The sequence below is a fragment of the Ureibacillus endophyticus genome (assembly GCF_003628435.1).
GTDB lineage: Bacteria > Bacillota > Bacilli > Bacillales_A > Planococcaceae > Ureibacillus > Ureibacillus endophyticus.
Genome location: NZ_RBZN01000046.1, coordinates 1 through 23,266, shown reverse-complemented (window position 1 = coordinate 23,266; position 23,266 = coordinate 1). Strand labels below are relative to the sequence as shown.

Here is a 23,266-nt window from a genome sequence, read left to right as displayed (position 1 = left end):
TAGTTTTGTGTGTGGTAACCTCAACTAACACCAAAATTCAGGGGGTGGCAAGTTTTTTTGCGTAAAAGACTATAAAACCAACGATTATTAGCGATTTATATATATAAGTTTTGACAATACGAATATAAAAACAAGGAGGAAAAAATGATTTTAAAAACTAGGTCCAAATCTTTTGAATTACAATGTTATGAGTTATTAAACAAACGCATGAACTTAGCTGAACAAGATAAGCAGTATTTTAACAACCTTAAAAAGGGTCATGATGGCGAAAGAATGTTTGATACTTTAATAGAAAAACTCCAATGTGATTGCCTAGTAATTAACGACTTGCTTCTTACAACGAACAACACTACATATCAAATTGATTCCTTATTAATTATGCCTGATGCTATTTATCTTTTTGAGGTAAAAAATTTCGAAGGGGATTTTTATTATCAATCAAATCGATTTTACAAGCGACCAAAAACAGAAATGGTCGATCCGCTTATTCAATTAAAAACGAACAGAGTCTCTATTCGATATGTTACTTCAAAAACTAGGATTTAATATTCCCATCAATGCTTGGATTGTTTTTATTAACTCAGAATTCACCCTGTATCAAGCACCACTAGATTCACCAATTATCTTTCCAACCCAGATTAATCGATTTTTAAAAAAACTAGATAGAAATACATCTAAAATCACGCAAAAGCACCGAGCATTAGCGGAGAAATTAGTATCACTTCATATACAAGAATCCCCCTATAAGCAATTACCTACCTATGAATATGCTCAACTACAAAAGGGGATTTCTTGTAAAATGTGTGGAGGGATTTCAGTTCTGATTGAGGGTAAAACGTGTATCTGTACGCAATGCGGCCAACAAGAACCGGTAGAATCAGCAGTATTACGGAGTGTGAAAGAATTTAAACTGCTTTTTCCTAATGAGCGGATAACAACGAATGTGATTTTTGATTGGTGTAGAGTGGTTAAGTCTAAAAGAAAAATAGGTGAAATATTAAAACGTAATTATAAAATAGTTGGCGTTCATCAGTGGGCTTATTATGAGTAAAATACCTCACTTATTTTTGTATTCATCAGTGCTGTGAATACCATTTCTAGCGCATATCTACCTAATTTTTGTATTCATTTGCCTGATGAATACATTTTTCTCTAGTTTGCTCACTATTTTTGTATTCATCAGTGCTGTGAATACCATTTCTAGCTCATTTCCACCTAATTTTTGTATTCATTTGGCTGATGAATACATTTTTCTCTAGTTTGCTCACTTATTTTTGTATTCATCAGTGCTGTGAATACCATTTCTAGCTCATTTCCACCTAATTTTTGTATTCATTTGGCTGATGAATACATTTTTCTCTAGTTTGCTCACTTATTTTTGTACTCATCAGTGCTGTGAATACCATTTCTAGCGCATTTCCTCTTAATTTTCGTATTCATTTGGCTGATGAATACATTTTTCTCTAGTTTGCTCACTTATTTTTGTATTCATCAGTGCTGTGAATACCATTTCTAGCGCATTTCCTCTTAATTTTCGTATTCATTTGGCTGATGAATACATTTTTCTCTAGTTTGCTTTTGTTTTTATATTCAACTATGTTATGAATACCATCACCATCGCAAACTTACTAAATTTTAGGATTCATTTTGCCAAGGTTTAGCACTATCAACAAACAATGCATAGAATTCCGCCACAAAAAACAACCACAACAAAACTATATTGTGGTTGTCAAAAGCAATCGATATTCTAATTTAACACTTCAGCACGTGTTAGTGTGAAGCCGTTGTAGTTGTCGTCCGCTACTTGGTCACAGATTTTGCGGTAATTGTCTAAACCGCCTACGAAAATAACAAAGCCGCTTCGTTTTGTTCCATCCAAGTTCGCACCTGTATACCAGGAATTTGTGTATGGGAACAATGTTTGATTTGCGATATCGTCACATTGCTTCGCCCATTCTTTTTCCGATTCTTCCTGTGCCTCGATTGTTTGAATATTGTTTTCCTCTAAATATTCAATACATCTGTCAATCCAGTCAACATGCTGCTCGATTGATGATGGCATGTTCGTTAATACAGATGGACTTTGAGGACCTGTAATCATGAAGAAGTTCGGGAAGTTTTGAACGGATAATCCTAAATATGTTTTTACTCCCTTGCCATCTTCCCATTTCTCTTTTAATGGTTGTCCTTCACGACCACGGATATCCATTCTTAATATCGATCCTGTCATTGAGTCATAGCCTGTCGCGAAAACAATGACATCGCATTCGATTGTTCCATTCTGCAACTCAACACCGTTTTCGACTATGCGCACAATTGGATTATCTTTTAAAGAGACAAGATTTACATTGTCTTGGTTAAACATTTCATAATAATTCGTACCAATGATCAGGCGTTTCGTCGTAATATAATAATTTGGATGCAATGCTTTTGCTGTTGATTCATTTTTCACAATCTCATCAATTTTATCGCGAACAAATTGAGAAACAACTGCATTCGTATCTTTGTTTACCGAAACATCTGGATACACTGAGCCTAATGCTAGACCACCAGTTTTCCAAACATACTCTAACGTTTCCTTTTGTTCTTGTGGTGTAAATTCTGTAGCAGATTTACCTGTTGTAAACATACGGATTCCACCAGGTGTTGTGAAGAATGAATCACGAATTTCATCATATTTCGAGATTGCTTCATCCTGTTGTTCTTTTGTTAACGGGTGGTTTCGAGCTTCCGCTACATAGTGCGGCGTGCGCATTAATAGCGTTAGCTCTTTCGCTTCTTTTGCAATCAGTGGCATTGCTTGTACACCACTTGAACCATTTCCGATGACAACAACACGTTTACCTGTGAAGTCAACTTTTTCATGTGGCCATCTTCCAGTATGGTATTTTTCACCTTTGAAAGACTCAACTCCTTCAAATGGCGGAATATTTGTTGTTGATAAACAGCCAACACCACTAATGAAATATTTCGCAACAAATAATTCATCCGTATCTGTTTCAATTTCCCACAACTTCGTATCCTCATTAAACGTTGCTTTTTTAACATATGTCTCGAATTGGATATCCGGACGTAATTCTAATTCATCTGCTACAAAATTCAGATACTCCAATATCTCAGGTTGTGCAGCATAACGCTCTTTCCAACGCCATTTCTTATATAAATCTTCTGAGAATGTAAAATTATAATAGATTGAGTCCGAGTCACATCTCGCGCCTGGATATCTGCTCCAGTACCATGTTCCGCCTACCCCATCAGCCGCTTCAATAACTCGAACATTTAGTCCTCGCTCTCTTAACTTATGCAACATGTAAAGCCCAGCAAACCCCGCACCAACTACTATCGCATCAAATTGTTTCGCTTCCATTATAATTCCCCCTTATTAAGAATTAACTTTTAAAGCATTTAAAAACTGAGCGATTGCATTCACTGTCTCTTTTGTTTCATCTGCAAAAACAGCCATGTTGCTAAAGTAACCGTGTATGCTACCAGGTAACACTGTATACTCTACTTTCACACCGGCATCTTTTAATTTATCGCGATATTGTGCACCTTCATCCAACAGTACGTCATTTTCAGCAGCCACAATGATTGCTGGAGGTAAAGCGCTTACATCCTCACACAATAAAGGCGACACATCTACGTTTTTATAATCTTCTTCACTATTTACATAATACTCACCAAACCAAATCATTAAATCTTTATCAAGACCGAATCCATCTGCAAATTTCTCATAGGACGCTGTAGTGAAGTCAAGGTTTGTTACTGGATAAATTAGAGCTTGAGCTGAAATCGCTGGACCATCATTCTCTTCAGTAAGAATTGTCATAATCGTTGCTAAGTTTCCGCCCGCCGAGTCTCCACCGACCACAATGTCATCTGCAATTGCATTTAACTCATCAGCATGATCATGTGCCCAGCATAGTGCCGCATAACTATCCTCTACAGGTACAGGGTATTTAAATTCTGGTGCTAATCGATAATCAACTGAAACCACAACACGTTTTGTATTTTCAGCTAATAATCGGCAACCTGCATCCGAAGTTTCTAAATTCCCCAGTACCCAGCCGCCACCGTGGTAATAAACAAATAATGGGAATGGTCCTTCTCCTTCAGGTGTGTAGATACGTACAGTAATCTCACCTTCATGAACAGGAATTTGACGATTTTCAACTTTCGCAACAGGTGGTACTTCAACACCTTCTGGAACTGGAGCGTTCAATGCTTGCCGTACAACATCAGGAGTTAAATCCTGAATTTTTGGACCACTATAAAATGCCTCTAAATACACCTTCGCATTATTTGATAAACCCATATTCTTCATCCCCTTATTTAGAAATTCGCATCCATTTGTATGCTAACTAAATACTATCAAACTATCTTTTTCGGTGTAATTCCTACTTTTAGCTATTTTCACTAACAAAATAGGTGAAATTTTTAGAATATGTACTACTTTTTGTATGATTTTTTGCATATTAAATAATTAGGGGTGATTGAATGAAAATAGATTCATGGACAATAAAAGAAGAGTTGAAAAGCATAGTACATTTACATTCACAAGAAGAGCAAATATGTTCCATCCTAAAACTTTTTGAAAAGTTATTTAAAGGTGAGAGACTTTCATTCTATCGTTTTAGTCCAATCGGTTATGTGGGAGAAGGAGTCGCTCTGTTAGACAATGGGCAACTTCATGCGCTTAATTATATTCGAGATGATATTCGTGGATTACCAGCAATTAGACAAGCTATCGAAAAGAAAGAAGCTATCTATTATTCCGGCAAAGATATTATTACCCAGATTACTAGTCGTTATCAGCAACCCTATCAACTTAAGTCATTACTAGTAGTTCCTATTATCGCAAATAATATAACGATTAGTTATATTTGCAGAGAGATACTAAATGAAGATCCTCTGTACCCTCCACAACAACTTGAGGAATTTTCTTTGTTCGGTAAAATAGCTGGTGAATTATTGATTCAACCTCAGAAAATCCAACACCCTAAACTAAGTCCCCGTGAAAATGATATTTTAATCGCTTTAGCAAATGGTTACTCCACAAAGGAAATGACAACCGTACTTTTATTAAGTGAAGCAACCATTAAACAATATATTAAATCCATCATGGTCAAACTGAATGCGAAAAACCGTGTTCATGCCGTCTCTATCTACATGACGCAATATATATAATGAAAAAAACTTGGTCTTCTCAATATACGAGAGACCAAGTTTTCTATAATACAATGATGTATTTTATTAATTATTGTTCAGGTGTACCACGATATTTGTATGTTAATCCTTTAATAAAGTTTCGTGTAAAGTTATCTCCACATTCTTTGTAATTTCGATGATCTGCCTTACGCAAGATTGCACCAAGTTCCCCTTTCGAAACTCTTAAACCAGCTTCACTAAAGATGTCTAACATATCTTCTGTTGTTAAGCTTAATGCAATTTTCACTCGTTTAATAAATAAGTTATTCGGTGTATCTCTCTTAGTAGTTGGTGGCGTTGATTTCTCTTGGTTTGGTTTTTGTTCCTGTTTACCACGTTTAAAAATAATAAAACCATTTAAAAACGCTTCAAGCATGTCATAATCGCATAGAATAAAATCATCACTTGGTGTTAAGTCATATTCACCATCTTCATTTACTTTTGGCTTAGTTAAGATTTTAAGTATTTCTTCTTTCGAAAAATCCATCCCACCTAAACGGAAAATTTCCACCATATCATTATTTTTAATATCTAAAGCATATCGCAGCCTAATTAATAAATCGTTATTCGTCATTTTGGTTCTCCTTTTATGTAAAAAATGTTTCTGTACCTTTACTTCAATTGTAACCATGCAATAAGCTTGTATTCCATCTACATATGAAATTAAAGGGATGAGCAGAAACTTTTTATTATCTGTGCATCCCTATTATTATGCATTAATCGGATAATATTTCAATAGTTAGCAGTAACTAGTCTTGCTTTTTGTACAATGTCGTTCTGTTTTTTCCAGTTTTCTTCGATTGGTAAAGGGCGTAATCTGCTCTTTCAATAATAGTTTTCGGATGGTTATCCATCTCCTTTAGACTTGTCACACCTAAAGAAACTGTAATTGGCTTTCCTGTTGGACTCGCAGTTTGTTCTATCTTACGTCTAAGCTGCTCAGCAATCTTATATGCTTCGTCTTCGCTTTTATTTTTAAGTAATATTCCAAACTCTTCTCCACCATATCTAAAACTTAAATCATCTTCACTTGAAAAATTGTTAATAGTGGCAGATAAATATCTTAACACATCATCACCGACTAAGTGACCATACGTATCATTTACTTTTTTAAAATTATCAATATCTAAAAATATAATTGAGAAAGATTGTCTTTTATTTATCCAATCTTTTATTATCTCATCAAACGTTCTTCGGTTCGCAAGCCCAGTTAAACCATCTAATTGCACTTCTTTCTTTAACATAACTAAATGACTTTTCACTTGACGATAAAGTTGATTTATTTCGTAAATATGTGATTGTATATTGATATCATCTTTACCGATATCAATTTTTCTATTAAGAATCGACTTTTCAGAGTACAGAGCTAATTCAGTTAACGGCTTTGTTATGCTTCTTACTAAAAAAGTTGCAATGATTAATAAAATAATTAAAGTCGTTAATGACCTTGTTACAATTTTTATTAGTAAGTCATTTATAGGTTCATTAATAGTCGATGCTGGTGTTAAGGAAACAATTCCCCAACCTAAATTTTTAGTAGTCGTATACCCTGCAAAATATTCCTTATCCCCTTTTGTTACCTTATCAAATCCACTTTTTCCTTGTTTTAATATTTTCATAATAGGATTATCACTTATATCTGCATAAATTCTACTAATATTAGGGTGAGAAATAATATGACCTTTTTTATCAACTGCAAAAACATATGATCCATCATCATATCCATGAGTGCCAAGTGCTATTTTAATAGCATTTTGATCCTCTAAATACACAGTCCCAACCATTACACCTATATGCTCTCTCTGTTCGTTAAAAACAGGTGCTGTTACAAGTAAAAATAACGTTCCACTTTTCGTTTTATATACTTCAGAAATAAAAGGTTTTTTTTCAGTTAATGCTCGCTTCATTATTTCTGAATCAATTTTTGTACCAGCTCTAACACTTATGTTATCAGGGGTATTAATAACACTTGGACTTATTAATTGAATCACTCCTTTGGTATCTGTAAAGAAGATTGAATTAAAGTGATCATTCTCTGAATAAAAAAGGGTGTCCAAATTACTTTGTTGTCTAAAATCAGAGGAACTGGAAAGATTAGCAATAGTGATAATTCTTTTTTGCAATTCATCTGTAATGTAATCTACTTCCTCCGCTAACTTAATAGCGTAATTATGATTACTTTCAAGATAATTATTGGTTAATGACGTCCTTAAAGCATCCATTGAAGAGTATAAGTGAATGACAGTAGCAAAGAATACCACTAAAATGACTAGTATATTAATTACTACATTAAGTTTTAATACCTTCTTCATCATAACTCAGTCATCTTCTTTCAATGGGAAATCCAATTATTAAAGTCATCATTAGTATAATTTTTTACTTGTAGTTTTCAATAGGGTTTTTACAAAAAAATCCAAAAATATTATTACAATTATAATATTAGAATAAAATAGAGTTTATTCTTTTACAGGTTTTTATTATGGATTCAATTTTCCCAGAGGCTGGTCGACTTTCCTTTACTTCTACCATAAAAAATAGTAGAACATACCTTGGATATGGTTGTTCTACTAATGTTTACTATTTTACATAATTACAAAGTTTCCCGATATGCTCTACTTCTACTACTACAGTATCTCCAGATTTCATTGGACAACTTCCTGCGGGGGAACCCATCGCCAAAACATCTCCAGGTTCTAAAGTCATAACCTTTGATATCCAACTAATTAGGAAAGGAATAGAAAATGTCATTTGATTTGTATTCGCATCTTGAACTATTTTACCATTCAAGGTTGTTACAATTCGTAAGTTCGTTGGATCGATACCTTTTACAATACACGGCCCCAATGGACCAAACGTATCAAAACCTTTCCCCCTTGTAAATTGTGGGTCTTTCATTGTGAGATCTCTTGCTGTTACATCATTAAAAATCGTACACCCAAAAACATAATCTAACGCATCTTCTTCTTTTATATTTTTTCCGCGTTTTCCAATAATCAGTGCTACTTCTCCTTCCAATTCAACCTGATTTGTTAACTCTCTTGGTGGAAGAATGATTTCTGCTTGGTCTGGAATAATAGAAGATTGTGGTTTTAAAAATAAAAATGGTTCTTTAAGATTTTCTATTCCTCCTGTCTCCTTCACATGAGCTGCATATGTCCAACCAAAGTTAACAATTTTTGAAGGGATGACAGGCTCTAAAATTTTCACTTCATTGTATTTTAGAATTATTCCATCATATTTTAGTTCATCATTCACAATTTCATTAAAATTACTAGATAATTGCATAATTTCATTACCATCTAAAATTCCATAATAAATGTTATTGTTAGGGTGCTGGTAACGAACAAATTTTTGCGTTTTTTGTTGTGATTTCAAATCTATTTCAACTCCATAATTTTATAAAAATGACAAAGTAATATTATACATTCTAAGTCAACTTTCTTAAAATAATTTAATCGTTAAGTATAGTTAACGATTAAATTATTTTTTCTAAAACTTTCATAACTAACTTAGATGTATAGTATCTAGTTTTGCTATTTACTCCCACTATCTACTTTATTATTGATCTCATTAATTTGTTCACTTCGTTTAATGGATATAAAATATAAATAATACTACTGAATGGAGATGTAAGTATGCTCGATAGAATTCTCGGAGGCTTATTTGGTGTAGCAATTGGTGATGCTTTGGGAGCAACAACGGAATTTATGTCACAAAAAGAAATTGAAAAAGAGCATGGGATTGTAGATGATATCATCGGTGGCGGATGCTGGGATGTACTACCAGGAGAAACAACCGATGATACGGCTATGACTATTGCCGTAGCAAAAGGGATCATTACCAACCGCAATAATCCAATAGATGATATGGGAAAAGAGTTTTTGAAGTGGAAAAATACAGACCCTAAAGATATTGGCATTACGATTCGAGTTGCTTTTGATCGTTTTAATGGCAATTGGTTTGAAGCTGCAAAAAGTGCCCATGACTATCTGGATGGGAAAAGTGCAGGAAATGGTAGTTTAATGCGCTGTTTACCGATTGCATTAGCCTATCCAAAACTTGATAAAATTGAAGAACTGACTATTGCTCATTCTAAGATGACTCATTATGATGATTTAGCTAGTGAAGCTTGTATCATTTATAATCGAATTGCCTTTCGCGTATTAAACAATGAAGATTTAAAATCAAGTATTTTAGATGAAATAAAAAATACACGTTATGAAAAAAAATGCAGCTAGTAAACCCGATTGCCCTCCTGATGGATTTGTTGTGAATTCAATGAAATGGGTTTTATATTGGCTTTTAAAAAGCGATACATTCGAGGAAGTGGTAATAGGCGCAACAAATATGGGTGGAGATAGTGATACGATTGCAGCCATTGCAGGTGGTTTAAAAGGTTTAGAAGTCGGTTATGAAAAACTACCGAATCACTTCAAAGACAAATTACTTGATAAAGCAAAACTAAATGAACTTGCACATCAGTTACATGAAATCAGAGAACAAGAAACTCTAAACACATAAGGGAAAAGACCATATTGAAATTTTATAGTGAAGAAAAGGACTATGCAGAAATTCTATTATCTGCATAGCTCCAGTACTCTCTATATAAAAACAACCTTTTCTAAACTCTCAATGAACCACGGAATCCTCTAGCAGCATAATAGGAATCTGCCCCATTGTGATACATGAAAACCGTGTCATAGCGGCGGTCACAAAAAATGGCTCCTCCTAATTTTCGAATATTATCAGGAGTTTTCACCCAGCTTGAAGTCTTCAAATCAAAATTCCCAAGCTTTTGAAGTTCTCTATATTGTTCTTCCGTTAAAATCTCAATACCCATGTCTGTAGCCATATTTATTGCACTATTTTCAGGTTTATTTTTCTTACGTTTTTCTAGTGCTTCATGATCGTAACAGACACTTCTTCTCCCTGAAGGACTTTCTGCTGAACAATCATAAAAAATATATTCATCCGTTTCTTTGTCATACCCTACAACATCTGGTTCCCCACCTGTTACTTCCATTTCATTCAGTGACCATAGTTTCTCAGGATTGGCTACCAACTTTTCTTGTACTTTCTCCCACTGGACATCCTCATGACGAACCATATTATCTTCAAAACGATTTTTTAGTATTTCTAATAGTTCTTCTACTTGATCTGGTAATAATTCTTTCATAGCTGCTCTACTCCTTCTCTATTCTTTCATTCAATCCTTATTTTCCCTTGATACAAAATCTTAATCAATAAAAGCGCACTCTTATTAAGAATATTTTGAACAGGTGTAATTGAATTGGTGTAGAAATTTATATTAACCCACAATTTCATTTGAAACAAAAAAAGGCAATTCAAATGAAATGGGTTTGAGACAAAAAGTGGTTTTTCAAATTTATTTAGAAATATTAGTGATGAAAATCTGCTATTTACAAAAAGTTGATTGAAATGGAGTGTGGCTGAGTGTAGCTGACGGCATTCGCCTTTCGCTACAGAGCAAAGCTTCCTGCGGGAATAGCATGAGCCGAAAATCCATTTTTGCCGGCCATAGACGGCAAAAATTAGTTGAGGACATGCCCGCGGAAAGCGTCCACACGGAATGGAAATCAACGTCCTTCATATCAAAAAGACACCATTTTTCACGTTAGAAAAATGGTGTCTTTTTAGTTTTGTCCCAGCTTCACATTTTCTTGAATTGCCAGATACAATTACTCAGATACTGTATTTGTATCGATATTATAGTTATATTGTGTAGGGTCAACTGGAGTAAATCCTGTTGGTGTATAGAATCTTAATAAATCACCATTTACAACCTTGTCTGATAATTGTAGTCGATAATCTACTTCTTTTTTAATGTCATTAGCCATCTCAGCTTGACTCTCATCTAATGGTAAACCTGTTTTAGCATCATAAAGTTTTTCATCGATTGAATAAATTGTTGAGCTTACAAAGTCACCATTTCTAAATGGAACAACATCATTATGTTCATCAGATAATAAATCTGAACCGAACTGAACATAATTTTGTGAATCAACACCTAATAAATGTAACACAGTTGGAAGAAGGTCGATTTGGCCACCGTAAGTATGGTTTATTCCACCTTCCATACCTGGTACATGAATGAATAATGGTACCTCTTGTAAATTAGCATTTTCATAAGGTGTAATTTCTTTTCCAATAATTTGTTCCATTGCTTTGTTATGATTATCTGAAATACCATAATGGTCTCCATAAAGAATAATCATACTGTTATCATATAAACCAGATTCTTTTAATTGATTAATGAACTGTTCAATTGCTTCGTCTGCATAACGAGCCGTTTGGAAGTAGTTATCCACAGATGGATCTCCTGTATTGGCTTTTTCAATAGAAGTTAATTCTTGATTAATTTTATAAGGATAATGGTTACCAACCGTAATAAATTTTGTATAGAAAGGTTGTGGTAACGTATTTAATAGTTCAGCTGATTGTTCGAAAAATGGTTTATCTAATAAACCATATTCCGCCATATCTTCTGGTGAGCTTGTATCATAATAGTCAGCATCAAAGAATTTATCATAACCAAATGATTTATAGATTACGTTTCGATTCCAGAAAGTTCCACCATTACCGTGGAATACAGCAGATGTATATCCTTTATCTTTTAGGATACCAGGAGCTGCTTGATACGTATTTTGACCTTTCGTAATATAAGCTGATCCTTGTGGTAAACCAAATAATGAGTTTTCTAACATAAACTCAGCATCTGAAGTTTTACCTTGTGCAGTTTGATGGAAGAAATTATCAAAGTACAATGTATTCGGATCTTTTGATAAAGAGTTTAAGAATGGAGTAACATCTTCTCCATTTAATTTATAGTCAATAATAAAGTTTTGAATTGATTCTAAATGTAAATAAATAACGTTCATGCCTTCCGCTGCACCGAAATATTTAGGATTTGGCTCGGCATAGTTTGATTTTGTATAGTTAATAACTTCTGTCATATCATCGCTATCCGCTAAAGCTCTTTGAGAAGATGCTTTAACAGTTTCAGCTGCATCATAAATCGTATAGTTATACATTCCTAAATATTTCACAATATAGTTTCTATCAAAACCACGTGTTAATAATTGTGGACGGTCAGCTTCAGCTAGTCCTAAATTTACGATTGAAATCGCTAAAGCAAACGTTACAATCACAATTCCTTTTCGATAACCAATACCACTTACTTGCTTTTCTACTTTTTTTGTAAAACGTAAGTAAAACATTACAAAAACATCAATAAAGAACAAAATATCATAAGGTTTTAATAATGAAAGAACACTACCACCTAAATCTCCAAAATTCTGTGTTTGGATGACTGTAGGTAATGTAATAAAATCACTAAAGAATCGATAATATACAACATTCGCATATAACAGAAATGATATAAGTGCGTAAATAGCAACAAGTGCTGTGTATCTTCTTTTTCCTTTAAATAAAAATGAAAATCCTAGAAAAATAAGTGCAGAACCTAAAGGATTTATAAATAAAAGGAATTGTTGCAGAAGTCCTTCTGCACCTAGTTCAAATTGTGTTGTTTGCGTTAAATATGTTTTAATCCATAACATTAAAACAGCTAAAAAGTATATTCCTAAAAATTTATTAAATAGGCCATCTTTTGTATTTACTAAACTTTTCATTTTTACACCTACCTTTTAATTTTCATGTATATCGGAGAAACTATTATTTTAAGATAACTTTCATAGATTATATATAGTATTCCTATTTTTCATTTCTGTCAAGTTTATATAACGAAAGACAATTAATATAGTTCCCTTCTAATATAGCTCTAAACTATACCAAATGATGCGTTTAATATGAGACTAAATATATATCTATTTAAACCTTATTTGAAATTGCCAGTTTGTCATTTTTATTAACTTTTCTCCAATTAGGTTGCTAAATTTACTACAACATATTATCACTTATTTTAGACTAGGAGGTGTTTTTTGATGAATCAAGCAATTTCGATTCAAAACGTGAATAAAAGCTTCGGAAAGAAGAATGTTTTAAAGGATATTAAATTCGAAATTATGGAAGGGAAAATTTATGGGTTTATTGGACCTTCAGGAGCAGGAAAAACAACATTAATAAAAATGATTGTTGGAATGGATATACCTGATACAGGTTCCATTTATTTATTAGGGGAAAAAATGCCGAATTTAAATGTCCTTCAACAAATTGGCTACATGGCGCAATCCGATGCACTGTACAAAGAACTTACTGGTAAAGAAAATTTAATGTTTTTTGCATCGCTCTATCAATTAAATAAAAAAGAACGAAAAAATCGAATTGAATATGCAGCAAAATTAGTTAATTTAACTGCTGACCTAAATAAAAAAGTGTCAGCCTACTCAGGTGGGATGAGACGACGATTATCCCTTGCAATTGCGTTAATCCAAAATCCAAAAATACTCATATTAGACGAACCGACAGTAGGGATTGATCCAGAATTAAAATTAAGTATTTGGAATGAACTGTTAAGACTTAAAAACGAAGAAGGCAAAACGATTATCGTCACTACCCACGTGATGGATGAAGCCGATAAATGTGATGTTATTTCTATGGTTCGAGAAGGTTCTCTTATTGCCACAGGTACACCTGAACAATTAAAAGAAAAGTACTCTGCTCAAAGCTTAGATGAAGTATTTTTAGCGGCTGGGAGGAAGGATCAATGAGAACTCTAGCACTCATTAAAAGAATTCTATTACAAATAGTAAGGGATAAACGTACTTTAGCTCTACTTTTCATCGCACCACTATTAATACTTACCCTTATGAATTTAGTGTTTAATGGGAAGACAGTAGAACCAGCTTTAGGAGTAGAAAATGGTAGTCCACAATTAATCGAGTCATTAAAAGAATCTGAAATAATTGTTCATGAATATGAAGATATTTCAGATGTTGAGAAAGCTATCTTGAAAGATAATTTGACCGGCTTTTTACAAATAGAAGGTACTGAGACTAAACTCACACTATTAAATGATGATCCGACAGCTGCCAAAAGTATAGAAATGAAAGTAAAACAAGTTATTAGTAAAGAACTTCAATTACAAGTAATGGGCATGAAGCCAAACAATGATAGCATTCAAACAAACTACATTTATGGAAGCAAAGATACGCAACTATTTGATACCTTTAGCCCAATACTCATTGGATTTTTTGTATTCTTTTTCGTTTTCTTAATTTCTGGTATCGGCTTATTAAATGAAAGAACTACAGGTACTCTAGAACGATTAATGGCTACACCTATCCGGAGAGGTGAGATTGTTGCTGCTTATTTGATAGGATATGGACTATTAGCAATCATACAAACAATCATCGTTGTTCTATTTTCAATCAATATATTAGATATAAATTTAGTCGGTTCATTTTGGAATGTTATTTTAATCAATATCGTTGTAGCCATAGTCGCATTATCCCTTGGAATACTATTATCTTCTTTTGCGAGCTCTGAATTTCAAATGGTGCAATTCATTCCATTGGTTATTGTTCCTCAAATCTTTTTCTCGGGTATCTTTTCGATTGAAGGAATGGCTGATTGGTTACAAGTTTTAGCAAAAATAATGCCACTATATTATGCAGCTAATGCGTTAAAAGGTGTTATGTATAAAGGTTTATCACTCAGTGAGATAAGCTATAATCTTTATGTTTTACTAGCTTTTGCATTTGTATTTATTATCTTGAATTTATTCGCTCTAAAAAGATATCGAAAATTATAGTTAATTATAAAAAGAGCCCTTAAAAACGCATCATGCATTTTAAGAGCTCTTTACACTGTTCAAATTCCCCATCATTTTTCTTCTATTAAATAAGAAAGTAATGACTTCAAACTGTAATTTCCCATTCGTTGTAAATAAAAATCCTACCATTTCACAAGTGATTTCATTATAATTAATCAATGCAAAAAATCATTCTCATATTTGCTTTCTAGCAAAACTGAAAATACAGTAAGGAGTAAAAAATGAATTCGTATCAACGTAAAATAACAGGTGCGCTACTCGTAGCAACTTTTCTTTCTGCCATTGAAGGAACCATCATTAGTACTGCTACACCGGCAATCGTGAAAAGCTTAGGTGGACTCGACCTCATTAGTTGGGTATTTGCCATTTACCTACTCACTTCTGCAGTTACAACCCCGATTTTCGGGAAATTAGCGGACCTCTTTGGGCGTAAAAAGGTCTTTATTGTGGGTACTTCAATATTTTTATTAGGATCACTCATATGTGGCTTTTCACAAAATATGGGGCAATTAATATTGTTCCGTGGGTTACAAGGAATAGGAGCAGGTGCTGTCATTCCAATTACCTTTACGATTATTGGAGATATTTTCACATATGAACAACGCGCGAAGGTTCAAGGACTAATTAGCTCAATTTGGGGAATTGCCGGTCTTTTTGGCCCCCTAGTTGGAGGGTCACTAGTCGATTATGTTAGTTGGCACTGGATCTTCTTTATTAATCTTCCTTTTGGATTAATATCCATATGGATTATTGGTAAACATTTAGAGGAAAAGATTGAGAAACAAAATCGAAATATTGATTATGGTGGAGCCATTACATTCACCATTGGAACAACTGCAATCCTCTATGTACTGCTTTCTGGGCAATTTAATTCAATGCTAACTTATGTACTATTAATTGTAGCGATCCTATTTCTTGCTGTTTTCGTTTTTATACAGTTCAAGCATCCTGAACCAATTATCCCGTTTAAACTATTTCAATATCGAGTAATATTAGTCTCTAATATTGTTGCCTTTTTAGCGAGTGTCATTGTAATTGGTGTCACAACTTATATTCCATTATGGACTCAAACTGTACTTGATAAAGGTGCTATATTTTCAGGATTTGTTTTGCTCCCTATGTCAATAGGGTGGCCCCTTGGAGCAACATTTGGTAGCCGACTTCTAATCAAGTTTGGTCCAAAAATAATTTCACTTATTGGAACTTTCCTAGTTACATTAGGATCCTTTGCTTTAACTTTTATCACAATCTCATCCCCAATTTGGATGTTCACTTGCATCATTTTCATAATGGGATTAGGATTTGGGTTCTCGATGACTGTATTTACAATTGTTGTCCAATCAGCTGTTGGTTGGAATCTTCGAGGTGCAGCTACATCTTCTAATACCTTTGTTCGTACATTAGGTCAGGCGTTAGGAGTAGCTGTTTTAGGAACTTACTTAAATCAACATCTAGGCACTTCAACAAATATGTCACAAGTATCATCAACTTCTTTGGCTACCGGTATTCACGGTATCTTTATTATCATGGCCTGCATAGGGGTTATAAGCTTCATTTTGACGTTCCTAGTACCTAAGAAAATAGAACAGGAAAATGCTGAGGAATCTAATTTGGCAACTGAAAAATAATTTTGAATCGTCTACTTAGCATTCAATTTAATAAGTTAAGGAGTGTGCAAATCTATCTGCACACTCCTTTTTTAATTCGTTCATAAATATTTTGATATAACAAAAATAGTAATACAATAGACATCTGCTGGTATAGTACTTAACCATACTAGAATCCAGTTTATATTTAATAGTAGATTTGCTGGCTGTTTGTTGATTAAGGATGTACTTTTGCCATGCTCATTTACCGTTTCACTTTGATTAAGATTTGGATTACTATAATCCATCTCTAAAAAAGCATATTGAGGATTTTTTATCGACAAGTCTCCACTCCTCTCATTAATCGCTCTTTTTTCCATTATATAAAATTCCACTTCATTTTATTTCAAAACAAAAAATTGGCTAAAATAAACCCAATGCAAAATCGAATTTATTCCAGCCAATCTACACTTATTATTATTGATTTTCCATTTCTCTTTCAAATTTGTCGAGCAATGCACGTACTTCATCCGTTGATTTTGTGCTCATTAACTGATTTCTTAATTCACCAGCTCCACGGAATCCTTTAACATAAATTTTAAAGAATCGATGAAGGGCAGTGATGGAACGTGGTAATTCTTCCGAATATTTATCCTGAAGATCCAGTTGCAATCTTAACAGATCAAGATATTCCTTCGTGCTATGTTCTTTCGGTTCTTTTTCAAAGGCGAATGGATTTTTAAAAATTCCTCGACCAATCATAATGCCATCCACACCATACTTTTCAGCAAGCATCAAGCCCGTTTGTCTGTCTGGGATATCGCCGTTGATAGTTAATAGTGTATCCGGTGCGATTTCGTCACGCAGTTTCTTAATATCCGGAATGAGTTCCCAGTGGGCATCAACCTGGCTCATTTCTTTTCTTGTTCGGAGATGGATAGAAAGATTCGCGATGTCTTGTTTTAAAATATGTGTTAACCATTCTCGCCACTCGTCAATTTCTGTGTAACCAAGTCTAGTTTTGACACTTACAGGCAAACCGCCCACTTTTGCTGCTTGAATCAGTTCAGCTGCAACTTCTGGGCGTAAGATTAGGCCACTACCTTTTCCTCTTGATGCCACATTTGGTACAGGACAGCCCATATTAATATCGATACCTTTGAATCCTAATTCAGCCATGCCAATACTCATTTCACGAAAATATTCAGGTTTATCTCCCCAAATATGTGCCACCATTGGCTGTTCATCTTCAGTGAATATTAGACGGCCGCGCACACTTTTGTTTCCCTCTGGATGACAATAGCTATCCGAATTTGTAAACTCCGTGAAAAAAACATCTGGACGCCCTGCTTTACTAACTACATGGCGGAACACAACATCTGTCACATCTTCCATAGGAGCAAGTACAAAAAATGGTCGTGGTAACTCACGCCAAAAATTATCTATCATCTCAAACTCAATTCCTCTCATTATCGGTACAACTTTTAAATTCTTAAAATATTAATGATTTTCTTCTTTTACACTTATATCATGCTTATTAACCTATTTTCAAACACAAATCCATTCTTATAATATAATTTGTGAAAAAACTATTGTATAAATCCACAAAAAAACATACCAACATTAGTAATGAACCGTTATTGGCATGTTTCTATTTCATTTTGATTTAGTTGTTATGATTTTAAATCACTTAATGGTATTTCAATTTCCGCATAATCACCCGCTGCATGAGGTACAGGCATTACAATCCCTAAAGCGTTTTCTGTTACATAAACATAAATACCATAATCATGCCCATCGTTAGTAGTAAGGGCTGATAATAATTCTTCATCGCTACTATACTGACTAAATGCTAATTCATTAATCTGTTGATCGTATCCCTCTTCTAATGAACCAACATACTTTGCCTTTTTTAACAGTGCTATAAAGTCCTTATCAATTGGTGAAACAAAATTAGATAGATATAATGGTTTACCTGTTTTTAAATCAATATTAGTCGTAAAAAATAAATTATACGGATGGGCAGCTGTGCTAATGTAGTTATAACTATAGTAAGCGATACTTAATGTGTCATTGTTCTTTAACTTAATTTCATAATATCCTTCCGCCTCATATTCTTGGTCCGGCTCTAACGACTGTATCGTCTCTAAAAAAGGTGCAAGGGCTTCTTTTTTAATAAATTCATTTATTTCTTTTTGTTTTTCTTCATTAGTTAAATTTATTATTTGAGGATATTGTATTGTTACATTACCTTCAGTAAATGTTTCACTTTTTAGTTCATACCCCTTACTATCTTCTTTAACAATAGAATGCTCATTTTCTTCCATCTTAGTTACTTCTAATGTATCTGTACTTTCCTTATTACTACACGCTGTTAAAATCAGTAGAAAAATAATCCAATATGGTATAACCTTTTTTATAAACACTTTTTTCCCCCCTGAATGGTATTACTAATTAATATTTCATCATTTACTTTCAATAAACCTCAATCTTATACTTTACGTCCATAATTTTAATCCAATAGACCAGATTATCCCAGTAAATTCTTCTCCATAAATTGTAATTGAAAATAATTCTCAAAAAAATATTGACCATAAAAGCAGTTAAGAGTATTATAAATCCGTACAAAGATAAATGAAAACAATTATCATTTAATCAAAAAATTTAATCAACAAAGTGAGGCAATTGTAATGAAAAAATCATTATTATTTATCATTACTTCTATTTTTGTTCTGATTCTAGCTGCTTGTGGCAATGACAGTACAAAAAATGAAGAAAAAACAACATCAGAAACAGAAAGCGATAATGAATATCCTATCGTTATTAAACATGCATTTGGCGAAACAACAATTAATGAAAAGCCTGAACGAGTTGCAACAATTTCTTGGGCAAACCATGATGTTGCTTTAGCACTTGGTGTAGTACCAGTAGGTTTCTCTGCTGCGAACTACGGTATCCAAGATGATTCAGGTTTATTACCATGGACTGCTGAAAAATTAAAAGAACTTGGTGAAGAAAATCCAAACGTCTACCAAGATACTGACGGTTTAGATTTTGAAGCAATTGCTGACAGTAATCCAGATGTCATTCTTGCAGCTTATTCAGGCATTACTCAAGAAGAATACGATACATTAAGCCAAATTGCTCCAGTAGTACCTTATGAAGAAACACCTTGGGTTACACCTTGGCGTGACCAAGTATTGTTAAATGCTAAAGGTATGGGTATGGAAGAAGAAGGTAAGCAATTAGTAGCTGACACAGAGAAGTTAATTGAAGAAAAAGCAAATGAATACTCTGTTATTAAAGGTAAAAAAGCTGCTTTCGGTATGTTTAACACAGCTGATTTATCAAGCTTCTACATTTATACACCTGCAGATCCACGTGGTGAGTTCTTATCTGATTTAGGTATGGAATATCCAGAAGGAATTAAAAATTTAATTACTGACGATAGTTTCTACATTCAAGTTAGTGCTGAAAATGCAGATGCATTAAACGACACAGAACTATTTATTACTTACGGAAATAAAGATACATTAGCTGCATTACAAGCTGATCCAATTTTAGGGAAAGTTCCTGCAATTGCTGCTGGTAACATTGTAGTTATTGAAGACAATACGCCTTTAGCAGCTGCTGGTAACCCTAACCCACTTTCAATTCAATATACAATTGATGAATACTTAACTCTAATCTCAGATGTAGCTAAGAATATTAAGTAATTATGAAACAGTTGAACGTTGAACAAAGGAAGCAATCTTTCCTACCAAAGAATTTAGGAAAGTTAACGATTATTCTTCTAATATTACTAATCGTTTCAATCATTGCTTCTATAGCTTTTGGCTCTCGTTCAATTGGGTGGTCTACAATTCTGGATGGTTTATTCCATCCAGAGTTAATGGATCATGAATCTAGTGTCGTTCGTCAACGCGTTGTACGAACGATTTTTAGTTTTATGTGTGGTGGTGCATTAGGTGTATCTGGGGCACTAATGCAATCAGTCACGCGAAACCCAATTGCCGATCCAAGTATTTTAGGAGTTAATACAGGCGCTTCCCTTTTTGTTGTCAGTGGAATTGCCTTTCTTAATATTAGCTCTGCAAATGAATATGTATGGTTAGCTATAGCAGGTGCAATTCTAACTGCTATTTTTGTGTTTACAATTGGTTCCCTTGGTGGAAGCGGTGCTACTCCATTAAAGCTCGTTTTAGCTGGAGCAGCAACAAGTGCAATCCTAACTTCACTCGTCACTGCAATTATGATCCCTCGTCAAAATGTTATGGATCAATTCCGTTTTTGGCAGGTTGGAAGTGTTGGAGCGGGTACATGGGATAGTATTCAATTACTTCTCCCCTTCCTAATAGTAGGTATCGTCATCGCTCTTATTACTGCACCTGCACTGAATGCGATGGCTTTAGGAGATGAAGTAGCGATAGGTTTAGGTGTTAAAACAGGGACGATTCGTTTAATATCTGCTTTTGCTGGCGTTTTACTTTGTGGTGCAGCTACAGCTTTTGCAGGACCAATTGCATTTATCGGTCTATTAGCCACTCATGTAATTCGATTAATGATTGGACCAGATTTGCGCTTTGTCATTCCGCTTTCTGCTATTTCTGGTGGGATCATTTTAACGATTTCCGATGTAGTAGGGCGCTTAATTGCTCGTCCTGGAGAAGTAGAAGTTGGAATACTAACAGCCTTTATTGGGGCACCGATTTTAATTTATATTACAATGAAAGCGAAAATGCGTAGCCTATGATGAACAATGAGACTTTACAAACTATAATTCAATCTAGAACGAAACGTAAACGTCGTTATATCATGACGCTTGCTCTATTATTTGTAATTGTCCTTGCATTGTGTAGCGCCATGCTTATGCTGGGAAATACTATTTATCCTGTAAAAGATGTCATTGCTGTTTTATTAGGCGAGGAAGTTAAAGGGGCAAGTTTTGCAGTAGGAACATTACGTTTTCCACGAATGTTAGCTGGACTTCTTGCTGGGTTTGCATTTGGTATAGGTGGCTATGTATTTCAAACAATGCTAAGAAACCCATTAGCAAATCCAAATGTTATTGGGATTACAGCCGGATCAAGTGCATCAGCTGTATTTTGCATCGTAGTCCTTAATGTAAGTAATACAATGATTTCAATTGCTTCTGTTGTCGGCGGATTATTAACAGTTCTCATTATTTATGGTTTTTCAAGAGCAACTTCTTTTTCCATTGGTCGACTAATTTTAATCGGGATTGGCATACAAGCAATGCTTAATGCCTTTATCTCTTATTTAATGTTAATTGCTAAAACAAATGATTTACCAACAGCTCTTCGATGGCTGAATGGTAGTTTAAACGGTGCAAAAATTGAAACCGTAATGCCTTTATTAATTCTTATCGTCATTTGTACACCGATACTAATCTATTTTTCTAATCATTTAGAAATGCTAGAGCTCGGTGAACAAGCAGCAACTTCATTGGGTGTTTCAACAAATAAAGTTCGTATTATTTTATTAGTAACAGCTGTACTCGTTATTGCATTAGCTACTGCAACAACTGGACCAATTGCCTTTATTTCATTTTTAGCTGGTCCAATTGCAAGACGTATTGTTGGGGTTGGATTCTCAGCACTTATACCTTCCGGATTAATTGGTGTAATTTTGGTGCTTGCAGCAGATCTAATCGGGCAATTTGCTTTTGAAGTAAACTATCCTGTTGGTGTTATTACAGGGATTATTGGAGCACCGTATTTAATTTACTTACTCATTAAGATGAATCGAAAGGGGGAAATTTAATGTCCCATACATTACAAACAAAAAACTTACATTCTGGTTATGACCAAAATCTAATTTTAAAGGATGTAAGCCTATCGATTCCTGAAAATAAAATCAGCATTATTATCGGTTCAAATGGATGTGGAAAATCTACTTTATTAAAAACAATGGCCCGCTTATTAAAACCAACGAAGGGTGATGTGTATTTAGATAATAAATCAATCTATGAAATCCCTTCTAAAAAGCTTGCACGTATGGTTGGACTTTTACCTCAATCCCCGATTGTTCCAGAAGGGATTACCGTTGCAGATTTAGTTGGTCGTGGGCGATTTCCACATCAATCTATGTTTTCAAGTTGGTCAAAAAAAGATTACGAAGCCGTTGCCACAGCTCTTGATATGATGAATATTGCAGAATTTAGTGATCGCCACATTGATGAATTATCAGGTGGACAACGCCAACGTGTATGGATTGCGATGGCATTAGCTCAGCAAACGGATATTTTATTTTTAGATGAACCAACAACCTATTTAGATATTACATATCAAGTAGAAATTTTAGATTTATTGAAAGATCTAAATGTAAAGTACGGAACAACTATAGTTATGGTGCTTCATGATATTAACCTTTCAGCACGTTATGCAGATTATTTATTTGCTGTAAAAAACGGAAAACTAATAGCTGAAGGTGCACCAAATGATATCGTGACAAGTGAGCTAATTAAAGAAACCTTTAATTTAGATTGCCAAGTCATCAATGACCCAATCTCAAACACACCACTTGTCCTTCCAATAAGTCGATATCATAAATAATCAGAAAGTAGAATTTGAGATCATGAACTGAACCCTATTTTATAGACAGTTTAATAAAAAGGGATATAGTTGTGTTTAAGCCGCAATAAGATGACTTCGGTAGGCTGCCGGAGTCATCTTTTTTAACGTCCATTGCTTTCTTG

At 34.0% G+C, this 23,266-nt stretch carries 22 protein-coding genes; 12 read left to right on the top strand and 10 right to left on the bottom strand.

Translation table 11 applies throughout. From position 1 onward, the window contains the following. Positions 1–144 precede the first annotated feature (144 nt). The gene (locus D8M03_RS18065; protein WP_342768817.1) at positions 145–546 is read left to right on the top strand and encodes a nuclease-related domain-containing protein; all 402 of its coding nucleotides are present in this window, start codon (positions 145–147) and stop codon (positions 544–546) included. Next, positions 521–1,051, top strand: coding sequence for a hypothetical protein (locus D8M03_RS18060; protein ID WP_342768816.1), 531 nt, complete (start codon positions 521–523; stop codon positions 1,049–1,051). Before D8M03_RS18065 ends, D8M03_RS18060 begins: the two co-directional genes overlap by 26 nt. A 696-nt stretch (positions 1,052–1,747) precedes the next feature. On the opposite strand, the gene D8M03_RS14340 is transcribed toward D8M03_RS18060, so the two are convergent. Next, positions 1,748–3,367 carry a flavin-containing monooxygenase gene (locus D8M03_RS14340; protein WP_121215516.1) on the bottom strand — a complete coding sequence of 540 codons (1,620 nt, stop codon included), beginning with the start codon at positions 3,365–3,367 and terminating at the stop codon, positions 1,748–1,750. 15 nt (positions 3,368–3,382) lie between these two features. Next, on the bottom strand, positions 3,383–4,315 hold the full coding sequence (locus tag D8M03_RS14335; RefSeq protein ID WP_245987615.1) for an alpha/beta hydrolase: 933 nt from the start codon (positions 4,313–4,315) through the stop codon (positions 3,383–3,385). A gap of 182 nt (positions 4,316–4,497) precedes the next feature. Between D8M03_RS14335 and D8M03_RS14330 the strand changes: the two genes are divergently transcribed. Next, positions 4,498–5,187 carry a response regulator transcription factor gene (locus D8M03_RS14330; RefSeq protein WP_121215514.1) on the top strand — a complete coding sequence of 230 codons (690 nt, stop codon included), beginning with the start codon at positions 4,498–4,500 and terminating at the stop codon, positions 5,185–5,187. Between the two features lie 70 nt (positions 5,188–5,257). On the opposite strand, the gene D8M03_RS14325 is transcribed toward D8M03_RS14330, so the two are convergent. From D8M03_RS14325 to D8M03_RS14315, 3 genes are all read right to left on the bottom strand, one after another. Then, complete coding sequence (locus D8M03_RS14325) at positions 5,258–5,782, bottom strand: YehS family protein (protein WP_121215513.1); 525 nt, start codon at positions 5,780–5,782, stop codon at positions 5,258–5,260. A gap of 175 nt (positions 5,783–5,957) precedes the next feature. Beyond that, positions 5,958–7,523: a sensor domain-containing diguanylate cyclase gene (locus tag D8M03_RS14320; protein ID WP_121215512.1), complete on the bottom strand. Its 1,566-nt coding sequence runs from the start codon at positions 7,521–7,523 to the stop codon at positions 5,958–5,960. Positions 7,524–7,785: 262 nt separating this feature from the next. Continuing rightward, entirely contained in the window at positions 7,786–8,583 is a 798-nt protein-coding gene (locus D8M03_RS14315) for a fumarylacetoacetate hydrolase family protein (RefSeq protein WP_121215511.1), read from the bottom strand. 260 nt (positions 8,584–8,843) lie between these two features. Between D8M03_RS14315 and D8M03_RS14310 the strand changes: the two genes are divergently transcribed. Together D8M03_RS14310 and D8M03_RS18055 are read left to right on the top strand one after the other, a co-directional pair. Next, on the top strand, positions 8,844–9,446 hold the full coding sequence (locus D8M03_RS14310) for an ADP-ribosylglycohydrolase family protein (protein ID WP_342768815.1): 603 nt from the start codon (positions 8,844–8,846) through the stop codon (positions 9,444–9,446). Next, a complete protein-coding gene (locus D8M03_RS18055; protein ID WP_342768814.1) occupies positions 9,427–9,729 on the top strand; it encodes an ADP-ribosylglycohydrolase family protein in 303 nt (100 codons plus the stop codon). Before D8M03_RS14310 ends, D8M03_RS18055 begins: the two co-directional genes overlap by 20 nt. Before the next feature lie 100 nt (positions 9,730–9,829). Here the strand turns inward: D8M03_RS18055 and D8M03_RS14305 are convergent, their stop codons facing one another. Continuing rightward, positions 9,830–10,384 (bottom strand): DUF4256 domain-containing protein, encoded by a 555-nt coding sequence (locus D8M03_RS14305; RefSeq protein WP_121215510.1) that lies wholly within the window; start codon positions 10,382–10,384, stop codon positions 9,830–9,832. 523 nt (positions 10,385–10,907) lie between these two features. Further along, positions 10,908–12,860: a lipoteichoic acid synthase gene (gene ltaS, locus D8M03_RS14300; RefSeq protein WP_121215509.1), complete on the bottom strand. Its 1,953-nt coding sequence runs from the start codon at positions 12,858–12,860 to the stop codon at positions 10,908–10,910. Between the two features lie 312 nt (positions 12,861–13,172). Between ltaS and D8M03_RS14295 the strand changes: the two genes are divergently transcribed. From D8M03_RS14295 to D8M03_RS14285, 3 genes are all read left to right on the top strand, one after another. Then, complete coding sequence (locus D8M03_RS14295; RefSeq protein WP_121215508.1) at positions 13,173–13,898, top strand: ABC transporter ATP-binding protein; 726 nt, start codon at positions 13,173–13,175, stop codon at positions 13,896–13,898. Continuing rightward, positions 13,895–14,941, top strand: coding sequence for an ABC transporter permease (locus tag D8M03_RS14290; RefSeq protein WP_121215507.1), 1,047 nt, complete (start codon positions 13,895–13,897; stop codon positions 14,939–14,941). Before D8M03_RS14295 ends, D8M03_RS14290 begins: the two co-directional genes overlap by 4 nt. A gap of 242 nt (positions 14,942–15,183) precedes the next feature. Continuing rightward, positions 15,184–16,590, top strand: a complete 1,407-nt coding sequence (locus D8M03_RS14285) for an MDR family MFS transporter (protein WP_121215506.1) — start codon at positions 15,184–15,186, stop codon at positions 16,588–16,590. Positions 16,591–16,670: 80 nt separating this feature from the next. Here the strand turns inward: D8M03_RS14285 and D8M03_RS14280 are convergent, their stop codons facing one another. From D8M03_RS14280 to D8M03_RS14270, 3 genes are all read right to left on the bottom strand, one after another. After that, the gene (locus tag D8M03_RS14280) at positions 16,671–16,928 is read right to left on the bottom strand and encodes a hypothetical protein (RefSeq protein WP_121215505.1); all 258 of its coding nucleotides are present in this window, start codon (positions 16,926–16,928) and stop codon (positions 16,671–16,673) included. 97 nt (positions 16,929–17,025) lie between these two features. Further along, positions 17,026–18,018, bottom strand: a complete 993-nt coding sequence (locus D8M03_RS14275) for a tRNA dihydrouridine synthase (protein WP_121215504.1) — start codon at positions 18,016–18,018, stop codon at positions 17,026–17,028. A gap of 203 nt (positions 18,019–18,221) precedes the next feature. Beyond that, positions 18,222–18,974 carry a PdaC/SigV domain-containing protein gene (locus D8M03_RS14270; protein ID WP_121215503.1) on the bottom strand — a complete coding sequence of 251 codons (753 nt, stop codon included), beginning with the start codon at positions 18,972–18,974 and terminating at the stop codon, positions 18,222–18,224. Between the two features lie 264 nt (positions 18,975–19,238). On the opposite strand from D8M03_RS14270, the gene D8M03_RS14265 reads away from it, so the two are divergent. Genes D8M03_RS14265 through D8M03_RS14250 form a run of 4 tightly spaced genes read left to right on the top strand, consistent with a single transcriptional unit; the run spans position 19,239 to position 23,123 of the window. Beyond that, positions 19,239–20,264 carry an iron-siderophore ABC transporter substrate-binding protein gene (locus D8M03_RS14265; protein WP_121215502.1) on the top strand — a complete coding sequence of 342 codons (1,026 nt, stop codon included), beginning with the start codon at positions 19,239–19,241 and terminating at the stop codon, positions 20,262–20,264. 2 nt (positions 20,265–20,266) lie between these two features. Continuing rightward, positions 20,267–21,301, top strand: coding sequence for a FecCD family ABC transporter permease (locus D8M03_RS14260; protein ID WP_121215501.1), 1,035 nt, complete (start codon positions 20,267–20,269; stop codon positions 21,299–21,301). Then, the gene (locus tag D8M03_RS14255) at positions 21,301–22,332 is read left to right on the top strand and encodes a FecCD family ABC transporter permease (RefSeq protein WP_211330960.1); all 1,032 of its coding nucleotides are present in this window, start codon (positions 21,301–21,303) and stop codon (positions 22,330–22,332) included. Before D8M03_RS14260 ends, D8M03_RS14255 begins: the two co-directional genes overlap by 1 nt. Further along, a complete protein-coding gene (locus D8M03_RS14250) occupies positions 22,332–23,123 on the top strand; it encodes an ABC transporter ATP-binding protein (RefSeq protein WP_121215499.1) in 792 nt (263 codons plus the stop codon). Before D8M03_RS14255 ends, D8M03_RS14250 begins: the two co-directional genes overlap by 1 nt. Positions 23,124–23,266: the final 143 nt, after the last annotated feature.